Annotated in this window: 16 protein-coding genes and 1 tRNA gene; 12 read left to right on the top strand and 5 right to left on the bottom strand. The window is 42.7% G+C overall.

From position 1 onward, the window contains the following. Positions 1-63 precede the first annotated feature (63 nt). The 4 genes from ACX0G7_RS05750 to ACX0G7_RS05735 form a co-directional block, all read right to left on the bottom strand. On the bottom strand, positions 64-609 hold the full coding sequence (locus tag ACX0G7_RS05750) for a UpxY family transcription antiterminator (RefSeq protein ID WP_458922475.1): 546 nt from the start codon (positions 607-609) through the stop codon (positions 64-66). A gap of 119 nt (positions 610-728) precedes the next feature. Then, complete coding sequence (locus ACX0G7_RS05745; RefSeq protein ID WP_458922474.1) at positions 729-3,071, bottom strand: GumC family protein; 2,343 nt, start codon at positions 3,069-3,071, stop codon at positions 729-731. Positions 3,072-3,132: 61 nt separating this feature from the next. Continuing rightward, complete coding sequence (locus ACX0G7_RS05740) at positions 3,133-3,921, bottom strand: polysaccharide biosynthesis/export family protein (RefSeq protein ID WP_458922473.1); 789 nt, start codon at positions 3,919-3,921, stop codon at positions 3,133-3,135. Positions 3,922-4,394: 473 nt separating this feature from the next. After that, the gene (locus ACX0G7_RS05735; RefSeq protein WP_458922472.1) at positions 4,395-5,597 is read right to left on the bottom strand and encodes a hypothetical protein; all 1,203 of its coding nucleotides are present in this window, start codon (positions 5,595-5,597) and stop codon (positions 4,395-4,397) included. A gap of 692 nt (positions 5,598-6,289) precedes the next feature. Here ACX0G7_RS05735 and ACX0G7_RS05730 point away from each other — a divergent pair. The 12 genes from ACX0G7_RS05730 (at position 6,290) to ACX0G7_RS05675 (ending at position 18,308) form a co-directional block, all read left to right on the top strand. Beyond that, positions 6,290-6,616 (top strand): DMT family transporter, encoded by a 327-nt coding sequence (locus ACX0G7_RS05730; RefSeq protein ID WP_458922471.1) that lies wholly within the window; start codon positions 6,290-6,292, stop codon positions 6,614-6,616. A gap of 217 nt (positions 6,617-6,833) precedes the next feature. Beyond that, a tRNA-Asp gene (locus ACX0G7_RS05725) sits at positions 6,834-6,907 on the top strand. Positions 6,908-6,942: 35 nt separating this feature from the next. After that, positions 6,943-7,212 carry a GIY-YIG nuclease family protein gene (locus ACX0G7_RS05720; protein WP_458922470.1) on the top strand — a complete coding sequence of 90 codons (270 nt, stop codon included), beginning with the start codon at positions 6,943-6,945 and terminating at the stop codon, positions 7,210-7,212. A 36-nt stretch (positions 7,213-7,248) separates the two neighbouring features. Further along, complete coding sequence (locus tag ACX0G7_RS05715; protein ID WP_458922469.1) at positions 7,249-7,587, top strand: GIY-YIG nuclease family protein; 339 nt, start codon at positions 7,249-7,251, stop codon at positions 7,585-7,587. 174 nt (positions 7,588-7,761) lie between these two features. Further along, positions 7,762-8,691, top strand: a complete 930-nt coding sequence (locus ACX0G7_RS05710) for a 1-phosphofructokinase family hexose kinase (RefSeq protein WP_458922468.1) — start codon at positions 7,762-7,764, stop codon at positions 8,689-8,691. Positions 8,692-9,222: 531 nt separating this feature from the next. Next, a complete protein-coding gene (locus tag ACX0G7_RS05705; protein WP_458922467.1) occupies positions 9,223-10,596 on the top strand; it encodes a DUF1254 domain-containing protein in 1,374 nt (457 codons plus the stop codon). A 19-nt stretch (positions 10,597-10,615) separates the two neighbouring features. Then, positions 10,616-11,587, top strand: coding sequence for a DUF1254 domain-containing protein (locus tag ACX0G7_RS05700; protein ID WP_458922466.1), 972 nt, complete (start codon positions 10,616-10,618; stop codon positions 11,585-11,587). Between the two features lie 228 nt (positions 11,588-11,815). Continuing rightward, positions 11,816-12,238: an META domain-containing protein gene (locus ACX0G7_RS05695; protein ID WP_458922465.1), complete on the top strand. Its 423-nt coding sequence runs from the start codon at positions 11,816-11,818 to the stop codon at positions 12,236-12,238. A gap of 368 nt (positions 12,239-12,606) precedes the next feature. After that, complete coding sequence (locus ACX0G7_RS05690; protein WP_458922464.1) at positions 12,607-13,461, top strand: N-acyl homoserine lactonase family protein; 855 nt, start codon at positions 12,607-12,609, stop codon at positions 13,459-13,461. Between the two features lie 470 nt (positions 13,462-13,931). Further along, positions 13,932-15,101 carry a chromate efflux transporter gene (gene chrA / locus ACX0G7_RS05685; protein ID WP_458922463.1) on the top strand — a complete coding sequence of 390 codons (1,170 nt, stop codon included), beginning with the start codon at positions 13,932-13,934 and terminating at the stop codon, positions 15,099-15,101. Positions 15,102-15,391: 290 nt separating this feature from the next. Continuing rightward, positions 15,392-16,369 carry an ankyrin repeat domain-containing protein gene (locus ACX0G7_RS05680; RefSeq protein WP_458922462.1) on the top strand — a complete coding sequence of 326 codons (978 nt, stop codon included), beginning with the start codon at positions 15,392-15,394 and terminating at the stop codon, positions 16,367-16,369. A gap of 601 nt (positions 16,370-16,970) precedes the next feature. Continuing rightward, positions 16,971-18,308, top strand: coding sequence for a porin (locus ACX0G7_RS05675; RefSeq protein WP_458922461.1), 1,338 nt, complete (start codon positions 16,971-16,973; stop codon positions 18,306-18,308). Between the two features lie 135 nt (positions 18,309-18,443). Here ACX0G7_RS05675 and ACX0G7_RS05670 read toward each other — a convergent pair whose 3' ends face one another. Further along, positions 18,444-18,749 (bottom strand): antibiotic biosynthesis monooxygenase, encoded by a 306-nt coding sequence (locus tag ACX0G7_RS05670; protein WP_458922460.1) that lies wholly within the window; start codon positions 18,747-18,749, stop codon positions 18,444-18,446. Between the last annotated feature and the right edge of the window lie 45 nt (positions 18,750-18,794).

The following is an 18,794-nucleotide window of genomic DNA, read 5'->3' as shown; positions in this document are numbered from 1 at the left end:
CTTGCCTGAGAGCAGTGACTATAACAATTGAATCAATATATTTGGGAACAAAGTGATTATTTCCTATTCTGTTTTAATAGCTGAGCCGGCTGTGTCCGAGCGCTTTGATCTTTTTACTATCTTAACGTTGCCTTTTTCTATTTCAGCCACCATTGCATAACCGAGTGTAGGCAGGTAAACCTTGACCCTCTTCCTTCCAACAGATAAAATGCTTCCTTCTGCCTCCATTAATGGACCACTAGTGATCCGAACAACATCATTTACATTTACTTCGGCTTTCTCAAGATTAACATTGTCGTATTCGTTCAGGAATCTTTTGATGATATTAATTTCCTCGTCTTTAATCACTGCCGGTTTGCCCAGCCAACAGACAAAATTGATAATTCCATTAATGCCTTTTACTTTACCTACTTCATCGGGACTTATATACACAAAAACGTAGCAGGCAAATAGTGGCTCAATGATCCATTTTTTGCGGTCGCTCCATTGCCTGACAACCCGGTTAAGCGGACAATATGTGACGATTTGTTCCTTAACCAACAAATCAGACACCTTTTTTTCCCATCGTGGCTTGGTATACACCGCGAACCATTTCTTAGTTTCGGCCATATGAAAAGTTTTTTAGTTTCCTTTGATACAGAAAATGGCTTCGCCTATCTCAGTCACAACCTGTAACGAGCATTGAAAGAATAGCAAAAAACTAAAACTGAGATGTAAAGAAACCTGGATCAATCCCTGGCTGAGATGCCTCTTCCTGTATAAAGCTTGTTAGCATAAATTCCTTTCGCTCCATAACCGTTCCCTGCACCATATCCTTTTCGCATAAAACCCCTTGGTTTTATGTCATTGAAAACTATTGCAATGTTTTTTAAAGCGTTTACTTTCCTGCTTTCCTGCACTAATTCCACCATTGCCTTTGGAGTATGGTTATGCCGCACTATGAATAATGTCATATCGCAATGTTCCGTTAGCAGATAGGCATCGGCAAGCGGATCTATAGGAGATGCATCAAGAATGATAAAGTCAAACGATTCAGTTAGTTTGTCAAACAACTGGTCAACGTTGCCATTCAGAAACAGTTCTGTCGGATTAACTTCGCCAACCCCGGCGGGTATAACAAACAACTTTGGATGTTTTGTATGGTACACTATTTCATCAAAATCAACGTCTTCATTTTGTAATATATTGGCTATTCCAATGCTGGTTTCCAATCCATAAAGCGTTGACACTTTCGGACTGCGCAAATCCATATCAACAATAGCCACCTTCGAGCCAGAAAACGCGATACTCAGGGCCAGGTTATTGCTAACGAACGTTTTTCCTTCGGAAGCAATGCCCGAAGTGATCAATATCTTTTTGGCCGACGACTGCCGGTTACTTATGGTCAGCGCAACCCGTAACTGACAAATTTGTTCATTGAGTACTGAGCGGTTGGTCGCACTAACGAAATGCGGTTTTTTGCCACTTACCCGGGCAATTTCAGCGACAACGGGTATATCAGTGATGGCCTCTATGTCAGCCCGGAACAAAATCTTGTCTGTAAGTATTTCTTTTATGTTCACAATTCCAATTCCAATCAGCAAAGCAACAGCAGTGGCAACACCAAACACGAATTTTTTGTTAGGACTCACAGGTCCCGGCGAAGCATAGGCACGTTCGATAGTTCTGCTATCTGCAATTGAAGCTGCATACGTTAAAGCCACCTCCTCGCGTTTTTGCAGAAGAAAAGAATATACATTGTTCTTGATGCTTTGCTGACGGCTTATATCCAGAAGGCCTCTTTCATTTTTAGGTATACCGCGCAGCATAGATGCATACACACCAGCACTTTTGCTCAGTTGCCTTCTTCCAGCCATTACACTCTTTCGTTGATTCTGGATATTCTCCAAAATATGAGGACGCAGATTCTGAATTTCGTTTTCCAGGGAGATCATAGTGGGATGCCCGGCGGGAACGGTCTTCCGTAAACGCTCATACTGCACCTGCGAATCAAATAACTTTTGCAGCAACTGTGAAAGCAATACGTCTTTGAGGCCCGTAATTGCCGGAACAATGCCGATTTGGTTATCTTTTGACTTTACATATTGCTCTGCTTCATCAAGCATAGAAAGCTGCATATCGATATCCATCAACTTTGTATCGTTTTCTCCGACACTTTGCAGATAAAGCTTGCCCTGCTCACTCAAATTGACAACGGCTTTTTCCGTTCTGAATCGCTGTAATTGATCTTCAACGGAATCAAGTTCCCGGACCACGTGCTTCATTCGATTTTCAACAAATGCGAGGGTATTTGCGGCAATCTGATTTTTGTCATTGATGGCTTCCCGGTTATAAATATCTATTAACAAGTTTAGTATGTCCTTACCTCTATCAGGCACAACATCCCGGTATGAGAGGTAAAGTACCGAAGACATTTTACCGGCAGGAGACACATTTAATTTCGAGGACACATTGTTGAGTATGTTACTCATTGGCACAAGTGAGAAAAACAGCGGATGTTTTGCTTCGCCAACAAAGTTTGGATTCTCCGTAAAGCGAATCGTCCCAAATGGCGAAGGAATCCATTTATCCAAAGCATAGTTATTCTCAGCAATAGTCACTTCCCGTATCTTCGGGTCATAACAGAAATCGACCCGGGGAGTTTGCTTTATCGTCTCAGTTTCCAACAACTGCACAACAACCGGTGAAGATTTATAAGCTGATTTTTTGATAAACGCAGCATCTTCAAAAAGAGGCGCATATAGCCGAAGGCTGTCGACAACCTTTCTTAAAAGATCCTTGGACCTTACAACCTCGACCTCATTTTCCACTATCTTGGTCAATCCATATCCGTTAATAGCATCTGATATTCGCTCCGCGTCTGCGCCTTTTTTCTCATCCTTAATTAAAATGCTGGCTGTTACTTCGTAGACTGGCCTTGTCATATACAAATACAGATAACCTGCTCCCAGGCAACAAACAAGCAGTAACAGGAACAGTGGCCAATAAGGCAAATATTGGTTTAAGACTACTTTGACTGGGTTGCCGTGTTTTTTTGCACTTTTAACCGATATGTATTTGTTATCCTCCATAAAAACAACTTGTAGAACTTACAGATAATTAATTGTTCGCCGTTATCACTATAATTATCCCCTAATTGTTCGCCGTTATCCCTAAAACAATCGCCACAAAAGACATTGCGCTCAATACAACCGGCCACCATTGCTTAGAAGTGCTGGTTCCGGCCGCTTTAGCCCTGTTAGGGGCCACATATACGATATCATTTGACTTCAGAAAATAGTAAGGAGAAGTGAAAAGGTCATCAGACGTCAGGTCAATTCGTTTTGTCGTGCGCACACCAGTTTCATTGTCACGAATGATCAAAATATTGGTTCGGTTTGCAAACGATGTAATATCACCGGCTACCCCCAATGCCTCAAGGAGAGTGATTTTTTCACCGGGAACATTTATAACTGCAGGACGTCCGACTTCACCGAGTACAGTGATCTTATAATTCAAATAGCGGATGTTTACGATCGGTTCATATAAAAGGTTCTTGCGGATCAGACTTGCTGTGATAGTGTCTGTTAATGCCTTTTTCGTCATGCCCGCGGCTTTTATCGTACCGATCATTGGGAATTGTATATAACCTTCCTGGTTTACCAGGAACCCGGAAGCCTGGGTTACAGTTCCCGCATTAACATTGCCCTGGGATGCAGAGATAGTATATAAATTAAATGGCTGGGTAGCGTCAGTATTCAGACTGCTTACAGTTATACTTAGAATATCATTTTTCTGAATTACCGGCTCGAGGCTTTCAACGGCGTACTGAATAGTTGTATCAGCTATTGTATGAAAACTTGTAACGTCTTTTGTATTAAAACAGGAAGGTAAAACCGAGGAGAAAATGATCAGCAGACAGATGAGGGACCTTGTATTCATATCTTTGCGATTAGCTTGACTAAAAGATGTAAAATGATAACACGGATGTAAAATGATAAGACGCTGTGTTGTCTTTACTAAGTGTGCAAAGGGTAAAAGATTATTCTGCCACGAATGGGCATTAATATAGTCTTGCGCATTCCGATTGCATGATGCAACAGTTGCACTTTTGCTCTGAGAGCACCAGGGTTAACAGTAACGCCGTAGCGGACCTGATCCCTGCACACGATTGTACCATGCAACACAATTACTTTGTGCAGCAAAATATCAGTTGTGTCCGCAGCTGATCTGCCGAACTGTCACTGAACCAAAATAGAATGATGTATAATTTAAATTAGGGTTTCAACCAAAAAGGGATATTGGTAGTAAAATGGGTTTGTTAAACAAGGGTTATGTTTGAGTTAAATTATTGTTATGTCCAAATTAGATACACGTTCGGAAAGTCCATTGCCCATTTTTGCCCACAAGTCCCGTTATCCTTCCTGAACTGACTTAACAGATATTTCCGGATAAGCAGCAACTAATTTTATAAATCCTGTTTGCTTGATCAAATGATCTATCTGCCCCTTAAGAAATTCATTTTTATGGAACGATTGTTTTTGTAATAAGAATAGAAGCATGTTTAATTTTTTTGACAAAAAGTAAAAGTTAGATACACTTATCATCTCAAAAATTTCTTTTGCCTTTTCGGCTCTGCCTGTATTTTTTAACGCGATAGCATGAAAAAGGTAAATCGACTCAAATAACTTCATATCGACGTAAGGCGGAACATAATTATTTCTTTTTTTAATCGCTTCGATGATGTAAAATAATGCCTCCTCGTATTGCTGTGTGAGAATGAGTGTTTGTGCTAGAACAAACTCGAAATAGGGAAATCCCTGCCTTATTTCTTTTGCATATTTCGGATCTAAATAATAATCCCTGGCAGCCGACATGATTGGCTCTAAATCATAATCATAGATTTCAGCCTGGTATAGATGAGACGCAAAATATCTTCCACAAACTGCGGGTGGAATGGTCTCGTTAATATTATATTGGATTAATTCCTGGCAATGTTTGTGAACTTCATCTTTCCGCATAGATAACCATGCACGAAAGCAGAGCAGCGAGTGCCCAAATATCTGTGCCTGTGGATCTTTTCGTTCGTGCAGATAATACCGCAACCCCTCTCCGTAATAGCCATTTAGATTATCAATGTTTACGGACTGCTCATAATAAAAAAACTGTCCGTTAGCGGTTTTAGCAATCTGGCTTTGAAAATCGTCAATAACATGGGGCCATTTCTCCAGGTTGTTGACTATTTCATGAATAAGATTTATGTAAGTAGTGTCGTCTAAGCTTCTTATGTTGAAATCCCTGAACAGTAAAATCAAAAAGTTTAGCAAATCGGGATCGGCATTTTCCTGTTTTTTACTGAGTTGTTCTTTATGATTGATAAGATCATCCAATGAAGAAAATCCGCAGTATTTGCAGAGTAGGTTCAGTGTGAAGGAAGAAGGTTGATATTTGGTGGCTATCAGATGAAAAAGGCGCCGTAGTGTATTAAGACTTACTTTTTCTTTTGTTTGATTGTATATGTCATTACTTAGATCCTGACAATCAGAAGCCGTTAATATCTTTCTCCCGAATATTCGCTCAACTTCATCTTTCAGATTCTGTAAAACTTCCTCACTCATGCTCATATGTCAATGGTTAGGCAATCGTTGTTTAAAAATTCAGGGCAGGAATTCAGGGCAGGAATGTTATAGGTCAATTTTTTCATTTTCACAGTTACGGGACTTGAAACCTAGCTTGTTTGTTCGGCTAATACATGCCGTACATTTTTTAATATGCCTCATCAGGAGCACTTTCTTTTGTTTCAGGACAAAGCTTACGGTACTAACAATCACCTCGGAGAGCATAAGCTTGCTCTATGTATTGACGAATTTACCTTTGTTAAATTTTATTATGTTTAGTTCGTCAGGATGTATCGTAACGACCCGACTAAACATGGCAGTTTCCAATGATCATGCCGATCAATAGGGAACAGTAGAAAATAAGGGGAGGATGAAGATAGAGGCGGTTCTTCCAGGAGTAGATTCCAGACTTTGTGGTATACGAATATAACACTAAAATTTTACAGTGAGGTCATTTTATTGATCGGGTGGAGCACCTGGTTGAACAGCGGCTAATTGGTTATTTAAGAATGTAAACCTGGTCCCCAAACATTTGTAGAACCCTGGCACCAGGCCGGTAATTGCAAAATTTTTGCATACTCAAACGGTGGAACCGAGTAGGAAGAAACAACATTGAACAAAATATCGATATTTTTATTGTTTGTAGAGTCGCAAGATCTGTTTTACGTATTTGCTACCAAAAATCACCGATCATGAGTTGGATTATCCTGATTATCGCGGGCTTGTTTGAAGTCGCTTTTGCATCGTGCCTTGGCAAGGCCAAAGAAACTGAGGGGACTGCTGCATACTGGTGGTATGCAGGATTTTTCGTTTCGTTGACCATTAGCATGCTTCTGTTGATGAAGGCTACGCAAAGTCTTCCGATAGGTACGGCATATGCGGTGTGGACCGGAATTGGTGCAGCCGGGACAGCTATTGTTGGCATTCTTTTCTTTAAGGATCCGGCTAATTTCTGGAGAGTGTTTTTCCTGATGACCCTGATTGGTTCTATTGTCGGACTGAAGGCAGCTTCACAATAAGAATGGCCGGGGTGTCCGGCTGTCCGTGGTGAAGAGGAGGATTAAGTAATGATACGGTCATTATATAAATAAAGATTGCCATACCATGGCTGTGTAAGGTACAGCGAAGTGCAGAATAAATTTTTCTTTCACAAAACGAAAAAACAGTTGTTTGAAAAAGTTTTTCACCTATCTTTGCCCTCCCAAAATAACTACTTCTTGTAGAAATGAGGGAGTTGGATCGGTAGTTCAGTTGGTTAGAATGCCGCCCTGTCACGGCGGAGGTCGCGGGTTCGAGTCCCGTCCGGTCCGCAAAGGCTCTGAGTAATCAGGGCCTTTGTTATTATATGCCATTTTACGTCTACGTCATACAAAGTCTGCACGACAAATCGTACTACAAAGGTTACACCGAAAACCCAACTCTTCGGCTTATAAGGCATAATAACCGCGAGTCAACATATACTTCGGGCAGGGTTCCGTGGGTTCTTGTGTATGTTGAGCAACTTGACAGCAAGACACTTGCTCTAAAGCGCGAGAAGACGTTGAAGAAGTACTCACATGATCAACTTCATAATTTGATCGGAACGTCGAACAATATTGTAAATCGGTTCCGGTAGTCAGCTGGTTTGAATGCTGCCCTGTCATCCCCACCGATGGTGGGGACGGGTTCGAGTCCCGTCCGGTCCGCAAAGGCTCTGAGTAATCAGGGCCTTTGTTATTATATGCCATTTTACGTCTACGTCATACAAAGTCTGCACGACAAATCGTACTACAAAGGTTACACCGAAAACCCAACTCTTCGGCTTATAAGGCATAATAACCGCGAGTCAACATATACTTCGGGCAGGGTTCCGTGGGTTCTTGTGTATGTTGAGCAACTTGACAGCAAGACACTTGCTCTAAAGCGCGAGAAGACGTTGAAGAAGTACTCACATGATCAACTTCATAATTTGATCGGAACGTCGAACAATATTGTAAATCGGTTCCGGTAGTCAGCTGGTTTGAATGCTGCCCTGTCATCCCCACCGATGGTGGGGACGGATTCGAGTCCCGTCCCGGCGCAACCGCGTTGAATGAGTCAGGGCCTTTCTCACTATATTGCATGTTGCGTTTACGTCATATAATATTTCCGCATAAAACAGCTTAATAACATCACAATTTGCAACATGTCAAAAATTATAACCATCACATTCAACCCGGCTATTGATAAGAGCACCACAGTGCCTGCGTTAATACCTGAAAAGAAATTAAGGTGCACTACCCCGGTTTATGAGCCGGGCGGTGGGGGCATTAATGTGGCAAGGGCTATAAAAAAACTCGGAGGACGGGCAACGGCCATTTATATGGCCGGGGGCTATACTGGTAATGCATTTACGCAATTGCTGAATAAGGAAGGTATAGATTCAATAGTATCGCAAATAAAAGAAAATACAAGGGAAAACCTTATTGTGGTCGACACCTCAACAAACCAGCAATATCGTTTTGGAATGCCTGGTCCATCCGTCCTTGAAGATGAGTTAGAGCAGTGCCTGGCACATATCGAAAATGTCACGGACGCAGGTTACATTATAGTAAGTGGCGCTTTGCCGCAAGGTGTACCGGCTGCTGTGTATTCAAGGATTGCATTAATAGCACAAAAGATAAATGCAAAGCTGATTGTTGATACATCCGGTGATCCTTTAAAAGAGGCGGTGCAGGCAGGTCTGTATTTAATTAAGCCCAACCTCGGCGAGCTGAGTTCATTGGTGGGTAAAGAAGATCTGCATATTGAACGGGTGGATGATGCAGCGAGGGAAGTAATAAATAAAGGAAAATGCGAAGTGGTAGTGGTGTCAATGGGCGCGGCGGGAGCCATGCTGGTTACCAGAGATCTTGTAAAGCACATAATGCCCCCGGCCGTCAAAACAAAAAGTACAGTAGGCGCCGGCGATAGTATGTTGGCAGGCATCGTCTTAAGCCTTGCACAAAACAGAGGCATTGAAGAAGCTGTACAATATGGTGTAGCCTGTGGCACAGCCGCTACCATGAATGCAGGAACTGAATTATGCAGAAAAGAAGTTGCAGACCATTTATATAAACTGATAACAGGCAGATAATTTCGAAGTATACTTCTCCCGTCAACCCGAAACAGGAAACACCCATTTCACTAGTCCGCCATGGACTTCTCAAATCTTTTCCTTTTGCAAGAAAGGCAGTATACATCAGCCCCCGAGAATGGTACAGTTGTATCCCGTAACGGATTTGTTGGCCGAAACGGATGAATGTACGTTATGTTAAGTTCCTTTGGTCTAAGTATTTAGTTTTTTTCTTATTTTTATTGAATCCGGTGATTAGCCTAACGTTACCCGGCATCCTACGGAATAAAAGATTCGGTATTTTCCTTTATGGTGGATCAGTTAAGGAAGACATCAGGGAAATACGCTAACCACCCTATGAACATTCTTTATTATTAGGACATGAACTCCCTAACAACGGGAAGGCTTCGATGATGTAGATTAGTTAAGCTTTCATAATTCGTTATTTTTTCTGGCGCCCGAGAATTGTCTCTGTCACCATGTTTTCAGATCGGTGATGTCGAGAGCATGCGTCATAGTCAAAGAATTGTTTATAAAGCAAAACAGAAATTTATGTCAATTGAAACAAAACGTCAATCGGACCACCCCCCTGGCATAACCGATGACGAGATCCGCGCCATTGCTAAAGAAGCATATATCTATGGCTTTCCTTTGGTTGATAACATGCGCATCCAATACGCATATTTCGTGGATAAGGGTAATCCGGAGTATAAAGGACCGCGCAACAAAATATTCAATATTCCACGTGTCTATACGCCCGATGATAAGGCGATTCAGACACCGAACTCGGACACGCCATATTCATGGATCGGGTTGGATCTACGCGCGGAACCAATCGTATTTACAATCCCTGCAATTGAAAAAGAAAGATATTGGAGCCTGCAACTAATCGACCTTTATACGCACAATTTTGATTACTTAGGTTCACGTACGACTGGTAACAGCGGAGGCAGTTTCCTTGTTGCTGGCCCCGATTGGCATGGAGAAACGCCTCCGGGAATAGCTAAGGTTATTCGCTGTGAGACTGAACTTGCCTCTGCGCAATTTCGTACGCAGCTTTACAATGCCGGCGACCTGGAAAATGTGAAGAAGATCCAGCAGCAATACCTGGCTCAACCACTTTCCGTCTTTCTCGGGCAACCAGCGCCTGTTACAACTCCCGCTATCGATTTTCCCCGGGTACTGACTCCTGCTGAGCAAAAAACATCGGTCAGATTTTTCGAGCTCCTGAACTTTTATCTAAGGTTCTGCCCAACTCATTCATCCGAAGTAGAACTTATGAAACGGTTTGCACGGATTAATATCGGGCGGGGCAAAGTCTTTAATGCAGTTGAATTATCAATTAAGGTACGCACAGCCATTGAAGCGGGCATAGCGGATGCATGGGCGGCGCTTGATGAATTCAAACGTACTATGGTTGATACTGGCATACGAACGGCCGCCGATGGTTTCGGCACCCGTGAATTTCTAAAGAATGATTATATCGGTCGGATGTCTTCAGCAGTGTTAGGTATCTATGGTAACTCGGCCGCAGAAGCATTATACCCGGCTTACTTCGTTGATGCTGAAGGCCAGCCGATGAACGGTTCAAACCGGTATGTACTACGCTTTCCGGCGGGCAAATTACCGCCAGTGAATTCGTTCTGGTCACTGACTATGTACCAGATGCCGGAAAGCCTGCTCGTTGCCAATCCACTGAATCGATACCTGATCAACTCGGGGATGCTATCTGAACTTAAGCGCGACGCTGACGGTGGTATCACTCTGTATCTCCAATATGAGTCGCCAGGCAAAGAAAAGGAATCGAACTGGTTACCTGCGCCTGCCGGTGTATTCATTGTAATAATGCGGCTGTACTGGCCAAAGGAGGAGGCATTAAACGGCGCGTGGAAAGCGCCTAAACTTGAGAGACAAAGGCAAAGCTAAATAAATCAAAAGTAAGGACATGAAAACAGAATCGAATACACAACTGGTACCCGTAACCGCTGAGAACTTCGTTCGTGCCGAGTCTGATTTGTATTTCAATGGAATTGTGAAAAATGGGGGTTTCGGCAAGTTTGATCACACCCGCGAACCGGCACCGCTCGATAAACAAACGGTGATCCGTTTGAACCGCGACACGGTCTATTCAGCAGCCATATTTGACCTGGAAGCTGCGCCCGTGACGATCACAATGCCTGATCCCGGCAAACGTTTTATGTCGCTTCAGGTGATAAATGAAGATCAATATACGTTTGGTGTTTTTTATGGCGCGGGAACTTATACCTTAGACCTTGAAAGCGTGGGTACGCGTTACGTGGTTGCTGCGGTACGAACACTTATTGATCCGTCCGATCCGGATGATGTCAAAGAGGTACATGCACTGCAGGATAGTATAAAGGTGGCACAGGCAAAACCCGGATCATTTGAAATACCCGCGTGGGACCTGGCGAGCCAGAAAAAAGTCCGCGATGCGCTGTTGATCCTGGCAACAACCCTGCCCGATACGAACCAAATGTATGGTCGAAAAGAAGAAGTGGACCCCGTTCGGTTTTTAATCGGCGCAGCCAACGGTTGGGGTGCTAATCCGCCAAAGGAAGCGCTGTACCTGAATATCGTGCCTGGCCAGAACGATGGCAAAACCATCTATCGTCTCAATGTAAAAGAAGTTCCTGTGGACGGCTTTTGGTCGATTAGCATTTATAACCAGGAAGGCTATTTTCAACTTAATGATCAGAACATGTATTCGCTGAATAACATCACGGCAAAAAAAAATGCTGATGGATCGGTAACGGTGCAGTTTGGCGGTTGTGATGGCAAAGTCCTAAACTGTCTTCCCATCATGCCAGGCTGGAACTACATGGTGCGATTGTATCGGCCACGCCCAGAGATTTTGAACGGAACCTGGCACTTTCCAGAAGCTCAACCAATGAGTTAATTTTTAATACAGTAGCCAAATTTGTTATCTTTAAAACATCAATAATAGCATCCTGCCTAACGGCTGCTGGTTGTCACTCATATTCTTTCCAGGTAAAAGAGTAGCCGCCGGTTAATTGTTGAATGGTTTGTCGCGGCACGGTGGGTAATATTAACCGCAATGATGCCTGTAGCTGATGATTCATCCACGGACACAGGCAAAAACATCGACACTTAAATAGTTATCGATATGAAGAGGATCCTATTCGTTCTTGCAATTTTATTCGTGGTGTTCTCAATGACTTACTGCGGTAGCACCCAACGTACAGCCGCATCTGCGAACGCCCTGTTCCGCGATAAATGGAAGCTTAAGGAACTGGAAGGCCAGGTGATACCCGATTCAACAAGATCCAGTTTTGAGTTTAGTGAGGGTAATATATCAGGGAATACCGGTTGTAACCAATTATCCGCAGGTTTTATGCCCGGTAGAAAACAAACGATCACATTTACGCCACAAGCGGTGACTAAGATGGCTTGCCCGGACGAAAAGGCGGCAGCTCTTGAAACAAAATTTTTGGATGCGCTGTCAAGATCTACCAGGTGGAGCATGAAAGGGAGCGAATTATGGCTGGGGAACGAAGATACTACCCTGATTAAACTGAGGCCGCTTTAGATGTTCTGCAAGTCAGCTTTGATTAACCCGCAAAAAGATGTATGCTTAGCCAGCAGTTTGTTAACTGCACTAAATTATTGTTATCAATAGAAAGACGTGGCTGCAAATGGTTCCATCTGCATTTTCCTTATGGTGACACCAGATTGGTACATCCGTATATCAAAGATGGCTTCTGAAATACTTTCAGGCCTGCACGCTATACATCAAATCAGAAACCTTAATAAGGATATCAGATACCCTCACGAAATTATGTTATAACTAAATCAGTAGTAGCGAGAGGCAATGACGACAATTTTGATTAAATTCAGTTAATATCCCGGTTGTGGGCGATGCCACTCTTCAGGCAAATCATATTAACAAATCCACAAATGATCAAACTATTCATCACTTCCCTCCTGATGTTGACATTATCGGGACAAACCTTTTCACAGACTCCGAAATATGAAGTTTATGCGTTGAGGTTCGGTGTAATGAGTAACGGTAAGCCGCTTCCGTTATCCATTGCGGTCTTGAATGCACCCAAAGACGAAACGGTAAAAGGCGATTTTATTATATGGTTGATAAGAGGAGATAATGGTAGAAATATTTTAGTCGATGCAGGTTATATCGGTGATATCGAAGAAGGGAAAAATTTTGGCGTTGTCAATTATGTGCGGCCGGATTCTATGCTTATGAAGCTGGGTGTAAAACCTACTGAGATTACCGATATTATCATAACACATGCACATTGGGACCACATCGATGGTGTCGACCTTTTTCCGGATGCACAAGCCTGGATGCAAAAGGAAGATTTTAATTATTATGTAGGTGCGATGTGGCAAAAAGACGGACGAGCCGACGGCTTCAATAAGAGAGATGTACTAAAAATTGTTAAGCTGAATTTATCAGGTAAATTAACGCTGGTTGACGGAGATAATAAAGAAATCATTCCGGGTATTGTTGTATATACAGGCTCCAGGCACACTTTCAATTCTCAATACGTACTCGTTAAGTCGGGAGTGGATAAAATAGTTATTGCATCGGATAATGCATATACATACTATAATATAGAACAGGTAAAGTCGGCGCCGGCTAAAAGCACATTTGATACTACAGCATATGCACAGGCAATCGCACGAATGAGAACACTTGCTTCGGATATTAAGTATATCATTCCGGGACATGACGATCTGATGTTCTCAAGATTCCCGACAATAAGCGAAGGTATTATTAAGATAAAATGATACGGTGCCGCACTGCCACAAAAACCAGTACTCCACAAACAAGCAAACTCATGTGGAGGGATTTAAACAAAAATTATAACCTAAATGCAACCCTGAAAAACTATAAAGGGAAGTGTATTGTGATAAAACCGCGACAAGACATCATACCCGAGGAAATGTCTTACCAGATCAAAGAAATTTTGCCGCAAACTAAATTCATCATTATCGAACAATGCGGGCACTTCCCTGACATGGAAAAGCCAAAAGAATTCTTCCCCATTCTGAAACAGTCATTAAGCAACTAACTTCTGTAAAAAAAGGCATTAGCTAATTATATCGTCAGATTAGTGTCATATATCAAAGACCCGCCCGAGCGGCTCTACAAAATTGTCAGCATATTAAAGTGTTACCGTCAGAGATATATTTGCAAAAAATATTCCTCAGTGTTGCCCTGATGGGCTTACCGTATTTTTAAAGAAAAGAGACTTTAAATGAATGATCCCTCCATCATTAGTCAAAAAAATAAATCAACTGCCCCTGATAAAGATTTATCTGATCTCGCGAAACTATTTCTTAAGTTAGGCTTCATTGGTTTTGGAGGTCCGGCTGCGCATATAGCTATGATGCAGGAGGAAGTAGTAGTAAGGCGAAAATGGATGACCGAGCAGCACTTTATTGATCTTATCGGCGCCACAAATTTAATTCCCGGGCCCAATAGCACTGAACTTGCCATTCACATTGGTCGTGAAAAGGGTGGTTGGAAAGGGCTTATAGTAGCCGGCTTATGTTTTATATTACCTGCTGTCCTCATCACCGGCACATTTGCATACCTCTATGTTCGTTATGGAACCCTGCCAGCGGTTCATCCTTTCATTTATGGAATAAAACCCGCTATCATTGCTGTGATTATCGCGGCGGTTTTTCCGCTGGCGGGACGATCCCTAAAAACGTTGCGGCTATGGATCTTCGGAGTGATAGGCCTGACGCTTCATTTGTCAGGACTTAGAGAGGTTTACATCATTTTTGGGGCGGGTTTGATAGCCATACTATTTCATTTATTGGATGGAAAGTTTGGAAAAAATCGATATTCCTTCTTCCCGCTTTTTCTATTACAAATACCTGGAAGTACCTGGCTTTCTATCTCCCATCTAAAGTTATTCCTGGTGTTCCTGAAAATAGGTGCTATACTTTATGGCAGCGGTTATGTTCTGTTTGCATACGTTGAAAGCGAGTTGGTGGCTAAAGGAATAATTACCCACCAGCAACTGACAGATGCTATTGCGGTTGGACAGTTCACACCAGGTCCTGTGTTTTCGTCAGTAACATTTATTGGCTACCTGGTGAATGGCTACATGGGAGCAGTTGTTTCAACCATTGCCGTATTCCTGCCTTCATTCCTCTTTGTGGCGCTGTTAAATCCACTGGTCAGACGAATGAGGAAGTGGCCTGCGTTTTCAGCTTTTCTCGATGCAGTGAATGTAGCCTCCATTGCGGTCATCTTAGGTGTTTGCTTTGAATTAGGTAAAACCACATTTACTGACTGGAGGTCAATCCTGATAGGAATAGTCAGTCTGTTATTAATCATAACTATAAAAAAAATAAATACGGCCTTCATTGTATTGGGAGGCGCCCTGGCAGGTTACCTATTGACCCATGTTTAGGTACATTTCAGGTAGAAATTCTTAGTCGAATAAAGAAAGCCCGGAAGTACTGCACAGTGGAGGTTGAATAGATAGAGAAACTTGAACTTTACGCAATATCCGGTCACTTTCGCCTTTGCCAGTTTGATTTGTTCATGTACACTTATATGAAACATAAAGTTTCGGTATTTGATCGCTTAGAACAGTTGTTGCCACGATCATTCAAATAAAGTCAATAACTAACTTTAACTGTAAAAGGCTGGTGTACCTGTTTGAAGGGAGCCTGCCAGCTCTACACTAACTGAACAGCCATGATACAGCCCAATGAGATGAGTCTTGGTCTTGCAATGAAGATTGCAAATGAAGTTATTACAAGTACTTCAAATGTCTGGAACATACTTGTTGCCGCAGAAGACGGGAACCTTAATGCAGTCAGGCAACTTGCAGGCGATTGCCCTGAACTGCTGTTTGCAAAATACAACTACGCACCACCGATCCATTTTGCTGCCCGTGAGGGGCATACGGGGCTGGTAGCTTACCTGCTGCAGCAAGGCGCTTATGACCCTTCAGACAAAAGCTATCCATTCCAGGAATCGCCGGCGATAATAGCTATGGAGAGAGGATATCAGGAAATCGCTGATGCACTGAATTCCTACCCCGCATCAGCGCAACGTTATCATTTAGAAAACGGAATAATCGATTACAATCGGACGAAATTGCAACAGGCGTTTGAAGAGACAGTTGACCGCGACGATGTGCAAGAAGCTAAAAACATGCTGCAACGCAATCCCGAATTTGCTAAAGATGAGACGTATTTCTGGGGAGAGGGTATCCTGCTTTTCGCTGCAAAACAAAATAACCGGGAGATGATTGATCTCCTGCTGCGTTACGGGGCAAGCGTTCCGAAAATTTTGAAGTGGGCGCCTGCCTATTATTTCGAACACCTGGAAGGAACAAAATACATGATGGAAAAGGGCATGGATCCTAACACAATGAGTTGTCACCGGGTAACGATACTGCACAATATGGCCCAGAAGGGAAATCTTGAAAAAGCGGAGCTGCTTATCAGGTATGGAGCCCAGCTGGATCCAGTCGATGAGGAGTACAAATCAACGCCACTCGGTATGGCCGTTAAATGGGGTCAAACGGAAATGGCCAGGTATCTTTTAGAGCAAGGCGCCGACCCAAATAAAGCTGGCGCAGACTGGTCAACTCCCCTGGCGTGGGCGAAAAAAAAGAATCACCAGGATATTGAGGAAATGCTGTTGAGATCCGGGGCGGTGCATTAGTCCGCGAGAGACAGGCTTTCGGCCATATTCAAGCCTATAGGAATATCAGACATCAACATCAAAACTTAATTATAGCGGTCCAGTGTAACAGTTTAAAGACCAATTGGGTTTGTTTATAAACATTGAATTCAAGCTCCCTGCCACCACGCATCACTTCAAGGTGGCTGCTCCAACATTACAGATGGTAACCTGGATGAGCCGCATTTACCAACATTGTTAACGGGCGAATCCGCCGACAAGCAGGCCAACGATGGCGCATATCCGATAATCAAGGGGATAAAACTGAAGACCGGTGTTTCTTTGACCCTTGCGCACTGGATAACTTTGCCAGGATATTGTCGGGTTAATTCCACATTCCCATACTATACTATTAATAAGAGAAATGGTGGATTAAATTTCATCATTCAACGTTGTTTAACCGTTAACTGGCCGCAAATAACCTAATTGTCTGTCGATTGCAATAGTTTTATAAGAATGTACTGAGTAACAACAATAGCAAACATATTTTCGGTTTCAACACCAATTGAAAGGGGATAAATCAAATTTTTTCAAACAACACTTTAGTTACAGACAATGTGATTGCAGTAAAAAATTGAACAAAATGATGACAAGAATTATCTCGTCAGTTAAGATGAGACCCTGGCTATTACTTTCTCTCTTTTTAATCCAGGCCTTAAGTGGCAGCGTGTTCGCCCAACAGGTAAATCCGAAGGACACAACTGTCCTTCCAAACGGTACCGATGGTATGGTATTTACCCCCCGGAAGGCAGATTCAACCTATATAAGAGTCAAGAGCGATTTGCCCTGGAACGAATTCACAGGTTTATATTCAACTTTCAAAATCGGGGCGGGTTATATCGGTGATGTTGTAACGCATATCAAGGATGATGTGTTTAATAAACAGATGGACTCATTGGGACTTGATGTGAAACCTGCATTTCAAACAAGAGATTTTCGCATTTTGGGCAGTGGCCGGTTCATGAGGAGCAAAAGATACCTTGCTTATAAATTCGCTTACATGTATGATGGCGACCGGAAGGTATGGATGATCCGGGAAACGGGTATAACGATTGGCGCTCCTGAATTAAATGGAACATTTTTTGTCGGACGTACCAAGGAAGGATTTTCCATGATAAAGGTTATGAATGGTCACTCAGGACTTACCAACGAAAGGCAGATGACCCTGGATCCAATCCCGATACTCGCAGACGGCATTAAATATTTTGGATACTTCCCGAAATCAAAAACATTCGTGAATCTTGGAGCTTTCAATGACGTGCTATCCAAGGGACAGTCCTTTTCCACTTTCCGTTGGCAATATGTTGCCAGGGCCGGATGGATCCCATTTAACAATGCTGAAAAACAAACCGTGCTGCACATAGCGGGTAACTATCAATATGGAAAAACGACGGCGGGTAAGTTTACAGTAAGATCTCGTCCCGAATCTAACCCAACGCCCCAATTGATAAATACTGGTGAATTTCCTGCAGATCGTTCAAGTAGCGTAGGAGCTGAAATTTATTACAGCAACAAACGCTTTATGATTGGCTCCGAGGTTATTCAACATCATTTTTATGCTGATAAATCTGCAAACCATAAGTTCCAGGGCGGGAATGTAGTGGTCAGTTTCTTCCTCACGAACACTCACCGGCCCTATTACACCCAATCAGGTAATATCTATGGATTTGTGCCCGTAACAAAATCAGTCTTCAAAGGAGGCCTGGGTGCTATAGAACTTGTGCTTCACGCTTCCACATTTAATCTGAACGACGGCAACCTCAAAGGAGGAAAGTTCACCCGCTTCACTCCGATGATCAACTGGTACATGTCGCGCATCATGCGAATGGAATTCATTTACGGGTATGGGATCCTCGACAGGCTGGAGATGAAAGGTAAAGTGCAGTTCTTCGAAAGCAGGATACAGTTTAGTATTTTGTAATCATCTCCTGGCTGGTCTTCCGGTAATTTTCACACCTATGCTAAGATTGAATCAACAATTTGATGGATCTTTCGGATTTCTAAAGCTTAGAAGCCTTGCATGCGTTTGGTTGAGGAGACAAGTCGTTGGAGGATTTTAATACTCAAACGTTTCGTAATGCTTTACGTTCTCCTCCATCTCCAGTAGATATTGCTCATCGCCTTCATAATATTTCGCCTTTTCATAATCTTCTCCCGCGAACAATTTGATGCTCTCATAAGAATCCCATTCCGTAACAGTCATGAAATGACAGATGTCTCCTTCAATCCGCCGCAGGAGTCGGACGGACAGATTTCCTTTTACCTTTTTATAGTCTCTGAGACCTGTATCTTCTATAAAACGAAGATATTCATCTGCATGCTCAACTTTTGTTCTGCCGTGCCAGGTCCGCGTAATCTTCATATTCCGAATTTATTTACTCATGTACATCCACCGAAAATACAAAGA

The sequence above is a fragment of the Flavitalea antarctica genome, from assembly GCF_054461535.1.
This window is presented reverse-complemented; position numbering and strand designations above follow the sequence as displayed.

Excerpts from the sequence above, each read along its gene's own strand:
- ACX0G7_RS05750 (WP_458922475.1), bottom strand. The coding sequence starts at position 609 with ATGGCCGAAACTAAGAAATGGTTCGCGGTGTATACCAAGCCACGATGG.
- ACX0G7_RS05745 (WP_458922474.1), bottom strand. The coding sequence starts at position 3,071 with ATGGAGGATAACAAATACATATCGGTTAAAAGTGCAAAAAAACACGGC.
- ACX0G7_RS05740 (WP_458922473.1), bottom strand. The coding sequence starts at position 3,921 with ATGAATACAAGGTCCCTCATCTGTCTGCTGATCATTTTCTCCTCGGTT.
- ACX0G7_RS05735 (WP_458922472.1), bottom strand. The coding sequence starts at position 5,597 with ATGAGTGAGGAAGTTTTACAGAATCTGAAAGATGAAGTTGAGCGAATA.
- ACX0G7_RS05730 (WP_458922471.1), top strand. The coding sequence starts at position 6,290 with ATGAGTTGGATTATCCTGATTATCGCGGGCTTGTTTGAAGTCGCTTTT.
- ACX0G7_RS05720 (WP_458922470.1), top strand. The coding sequence starts at position 6,943 with ATGCCATTTTACGTCTACGTCATACAAAGTCTGCACGACAAATCGTAC.
- ACX0G7_RS05715 (WP_458922469.1), top strand. The coding sequence starts at position 7,249 with ATGGTGGGGACGGGTTCGAGTCCCGTCCGGTCCGCAAAGGCTCTGAGT.
- ACX0G7_RS05710 (WP_458922468.1), top strand. The coding sequence starts at position 7,762 with ATGTCAAAAATTATAACCATCACATTCAACCCGGCTATTGATAAGAGC.
- ACX0G7_RS05705 (WP_458922467.1), top strand. The coding sequence starts at position 9,223 with ATGTCAATTGAAACAAAACGTCAATCGGACCACCCCCCTGGCATAACC.
- ACX0G7_RS05700 (WP_458922466.1), top strand. The coding sequence starts at position 10,616 with ATGAAAACAGAATCGAATACACAACTGGTACCCGTAACCGCTGAGAAC.
- ACX0G7_RS05695 (WP_458922465.1), top strand. The coding sequence starts at position 11,816 with ATGAAGAGGATCCTATTCGTTCTTGCAATTTTATTCGTGGTGTTCTCA.
- ACX0G7_RS05690 (WP_458922464.1), top strand. The coding sequence starts at position 12,607 with ATGATCAAACTATTCATCACTTCCCTCCTGATGTTGACATTATCGGGA.
- chrA (WP_458922463.1), top strand. The coding sequence starts at position 13,932 with ATGAATGATCCCTCCATCATTAGTCAAAAAAATAAATCAACTGCCCCT.
- ACX0G7_RS05680 (WP_458922462.1), top strand. The coding sequence starts at position 15,392 with ATGATACAGCCCAATGAGATGAGTCTTGGTCTTGCAATGAAGATTGCA.
- ACX0G7_RS05675 (WP_458922461.1), top strand. The coding sequence starts at position 16,971 with ATGATGACAAGAATTATCTCGTCAGTTAAGATGAGACCCTGGCTATTA.
- ACX0G7_RS05670 (WP_458922460.1), bottom strand. The coding sequence starts at position 18,749 with ATGAAGATTACGCGGACCTGGCACGGCAGAACAAAAGTTGAGCATGCA.